5 protein-coding genes are annotated in these 3,811 nt (G+C 58.6%); all 5 read left to right on the forward strand.

The genetic code is table 11. The annotated features are described in order from the left end of the window. Nucleotides 1-404, forward strand: a 404-nt coding sequence (locus O6929_11765; GenBank protein MCZ6481064.1) for an adenylate/guanylate cyclase domain-containing protein, incomplete at its 5' end; no start/stop codon positions are given. Nucleotides 405-412: 8 nt separating this feature from the next. Then, a complete protein-coding gene (locus O6929_11770) occupies nucleotides 413-655 on the forward strand; it encodes a PilZ domain-containing protein (protein ID MCZ6481065.1) in 243 nt (80 codons plus the stop codon). A gap of 354 nt (nucleotides 656-1,009) precedes the next feature. Next, nucleotides 1,010-2,983, forward strand: a complete 1,974-nt coding sequence (locus O6929_11775) for a response regulator (protein ID MCZ6481066.1) — start codon at nucleotides 1,010-1,012, stop codon at nucleotides 2,981-2,983. Nucleotides 2,984-2,996: 13 nt separating this feature from the next. Continuing rightward, nucleotides 2,997-3,374, forward strand: coding sequence for a response regulator (locus O6929_11780; GenBank protein MCZ6481067.1), 378 nt, complete (start codon nucleotides 2,997-2,999; stop codon nucleotides 3,372-3,374). After that, nucleotides 3,371-3,811: response regulator (locus O6929_11785; protein ID MCZ6481068.1), on the forward strand; the 441-nt coding region annotated here is incomplete at its 3' end. The genes O6929_11780 and O6929_11785, both read left to right, overlap by 4 nt.

Genomic DNA, 3,811 nt, shown 5'->3' on the forward strand with positions numbered 1-3,811 from the left:
TGGCCGCGGTCAATGAAGAGAATAGACAGGAAGGCCTGCCCGAGGTGGAAATGGGCATCGGGGTGCACACGGGCCAAGTGGTGGTGGGGAATATCGGCTCGCCCGAACGCATGAAGTACGGGGTGGTGGGGAGTCATGTCAGCCTCACCTCTCGCATCCAGTCCTACACCATAGGAGGCCAGATCCTGATCTCCGAACCGACACGAAAAGAAGTGAGGTCAATCCTCAGGGTTGGAAAGCAGATGGAGATCAAAGCAAAGGGATTCGAACAGCCCATCCCCTCAGCGAGGTCCGAGGCATTGGCGGGACACACAAGCTCTCTCTGCCGGAGACAAAAGATGCGCTCATTCCCCTGCCTCAGGAGATCCCGCTCCGCTATACCGTGGTCGAAGGGGACCATCTGAGTGGCGTCATGTTCACGGGAAGTTTCGTCAAGCTGTCAGCCAAGGGAGCCGAGGCACGGTTGGAACATCCCGTCGCCCCCTTGACCAACCTCAAGATGCATCTCATTGCCGACAATGGCGAAGAGATCCCTGGAGCACTGTACGGCAAGGTCGTGGAACAGCCATCGGAGAGTCCCACGATTTTTTCTGTGCGTTTCACCTCAATGCCGCCAGAAGTTGAGACGTTTTTGCATCGTCTCTTAAGCTCTTAACCCAGTCTTCTCCTGGAAACACTGCACGCAACCGGGGAATGTCGTCTGAGCCGGCAGGTAAGGAAAGTGATTGAGTTTGTGGTGCGCCCAAAGCGAAAATGGTCGGGGGATCGCGCTTCCCCGTCTGCAAGTCGGGTCCAACCCTTGACAACCCATGCACCGGTCATGGATAGTTAATCTCCCTACGGTTGCCAGCAGCCATTGAAAGTATAAAACCGAGGTTGACCATAGCCCCGAAGCTACCTCCGGCACAAGCATTGCAGCGCCTTCGCGGGCGGAGCACGGCCTAGAGGGCGTTCTGTTTTGTAAAATGAGGTAGACTAACATGATTGTTGCCGACTTGAGGAAGCTGACATGAAAGATGAAAAAAAGACGATAGTGACGGAACTCCAAGAGGCCCGTGAGCGGTTACAATACCTGTTCGCCATCAGTCCGGCGATCATATACACCAATCAGGCCTCGGGAGATTTTACGTGTACGTTCGTCAGCGAGAATCTCCAATCGATCATGGCACATACCCCGCGTGAGATGCTCGATGACCCGAACTTTTGGGCCAGCCATCTCCATCCAGAGGATGCCTCGCGGGTGTTTGCCGACATCCATCAGCTGATCGGCCAGGGGGGAGGGACGATCGAATACCGTTTCCGCCACCGGCAGGGGCACTATATCTGGATTCAGGATACCTTCAAGGTCATCCACGACGAGGCAGGTCGTCCATTGGAGATCGTCGGTTCCTGGGCGGACATCACAAACCGCAAGCTGGCCGAAGCCGAGCTACAAAAGGCAAAGGAAGCCGCCGAAGAGGCCACCCGGGTCAAGAGCGACTTCTTGGCCAACATGAGTCACGAGCTGCGCACGCCGCTCAACGCCATCATCGGTTACAGTGAGATGTTGCAAGAGGAGGCCGAGGATCTGGGGCAGGTGCACTTTATCCCGGACCTCCAGAAGATTCACGGAGCAGGCAGACACCTACTAGGGCTCATCAACGATATCCTCGACCTCTCGAAAATCGAAGCCGGCAAGATGGGCCTCTACCTGGAGACCTTTGACATCGCCCCGATGATCCAGGACGTCGTGGCCACCATCACCCCACTGGTGGAGAAGGACGCCAATACGCTTAAGGTGCACTGCGCCGACGATCTTGGCACCATGCGGGCCGACCTGACCAAGGTCCGACAAGCGCTGTTCAACCTACTCAGCAACGCCTGCAAATTCACGGAGCGGGGGACCCTCACCCTGGGGGCCAACCGTGAGATGGTGGACGGCACGGCCTGGATCAAGTTCCGTGTGAGTGACACCGGCATCGGCATGACGCCGGAACAGATGGGGAAGCTGTTCGAGGCATTTACGCAAGCGGAAGCTTCGACGACCCGAAAATATGGCGGCACAGGCCTCGGGCTGACGATCAGCCAGAAATTCTGTCAGATGATGGGGGGGGACATCACGGTCGAGAGCGCGCCGGGCCAGGGGTCCACCTTTACCATCTTGCTCCCCGCCAAGGTAGTTGACCCCGAGGCCGCACTGGTTCCTCGTGTGGAGGAAATCCCAGCCACTGCCGTGCCGACGCCGGAAGGCGCGCCCACCGTGCTCGTCATCGACGATGACCCCAGGGTACACGACCTCATGCAGCGCTTCCTCAGGAAGGAAGGGCTGCACATGGTGGCCGCCATGGATGGTGAGGAGGGCCTGCGGCTCGCCAAGACCGTGCGCCCTACCATGATCACCCTGGATGTGCTAATGCCAGGCATGGATGGCTGGGCCGTGCTTTCGGCGCTCAAGTCCGATCCCGAGCTGACCGACATCCCGGTCATTATGATCACGATCATGGACGAGAAACAGATGGGCTACACGCTGGGGGCGGCAGACTACCTGACCAAGCCCATCGAGTGGAAGCGCCTGGCCGTCATTCTGCAGAAGTACAAGTGCGCACACCCGCCTTGCCCGGTGCTGGTCGTTGAGGATGATGCAGAGATTCGCAAGTTGCTGCGCCGCAGGCTGGAAAAAGAGGGCTGGGCGGTGGCCGAAGCCGAAAATGGGCGCGTGGCGTTGGAGCGCATGGCCGAGAACCGACCGGAATTGATTCTCCTGGACCTGATAATGCCTGAGATGGACGGGTTCCAGTTCCTGGAAGAGGTTCGCAAACAGGAAGGATGGCGATCAATCCCCGTTGTCGTGGTGACCGCCAAGAATCTCACCCCAGAGGACCGCCTGGTGCTGAGTGGCTCCGTGACACAGATCCTCCAAAAGGGGGCGTACAGCCAGGAGGAGCTACTGCGCAAGATCCGCGACCTGGTGGCGGCCTGCGTGCGACCCAGCAACCGGGAATAAGTGAAGGTCCCGCATGGCGAAGATTCTGCTCGTTGAGGATAATGAAGAGAATAGAGACATGTTGTCCCGGCGTCTCACGCGGCGCGGCTACGAGGTGGTGATCGCGCTGGATGGCGGACAGGGCGTGGCCATGGCCCAATCGGAAATTCCTGACCTCATTCTGATGGACATGGATTTACCCGTGCTGAATGGCTGGGAAGCGACACGGCATCTCAAAGCGGCGCCCGAGACCCAGGCCATCCCCATTATCGCGCTCACAGCCCATGCGATGATGGGCGACCGGGAAAAAGCGATCGATGCAGGATGTGACGACTACGACACCAAGCCGATTGAATTCTCACGGCTGATCGAAAAGATTGAGGCTTTCTTGGGCAAGGAGGCCACATCATGACCACCGCCCAGGGCTCCTTGCTCGTCGTTGACGACAACCCGGACAACCGTGACATGCTGTCCCGGCGTCTGACGCGGCGAGGCTACACCGTCGCCGTCGCCGAAGACGGGCATCAGGCATTGGAGATATGTGACGCGCAGCCATTCGACCTGGTGCTCCTCGACATCATGATGCCTGGGATGAGCGGCCTGGAAGTCCTCAAGATCCTCCGCCAGCGCTATTCGGTGTCAGATCTCCCCGTCATCATGGCGACGGCGAAAGATCAGAGCAGTGACATTGTGGACGCCTTGCAACTCGGGGCGAATGACTATGTGACGAAACCCCTCGATTTTCCCGTGGTTCTCGCCCGCGTCGAGACCCAGTTGGCCCTCAAGCGGGCGATGGAGGAAATCCGGCGACTTGCTGACCAGCTTGAGCTGCGCAACCGGTTCATTCGC

It is taken from the genome of Candidatus Methylomirabilota bacterium (assembly GCA_027293415.1).
GTDB lineage: Bacteria > Methylomirabilota > Methylomirabilia > Methylomirabilales > CSP1-5 > CSP1-5.

Bases quoted from the DNA above. Each gene is read 5' to 3' on its own strand.
- O6929_11770 (MCZ6481065.1), top strand. From the start codon at position 413: ATGTTCACGGGAAGTTTCGTCAAGCTGTCAGCCAAGGGAGCCGAGGCA.
- O6929_11775 (MCZ6481066.1), top strand. From the start codon at position 1,010: ATGAAAGATGAAAAAAAGACGATAGTGACGGAACTCCAAGAGGCCCGT.
- O6929_11780 (MCZ6481067.1), top strand. From the start codon at position 2,997: ATGGCGAAGATTCTGCTCGTTGAGGATAATGAAGAGAATAGAGACATG.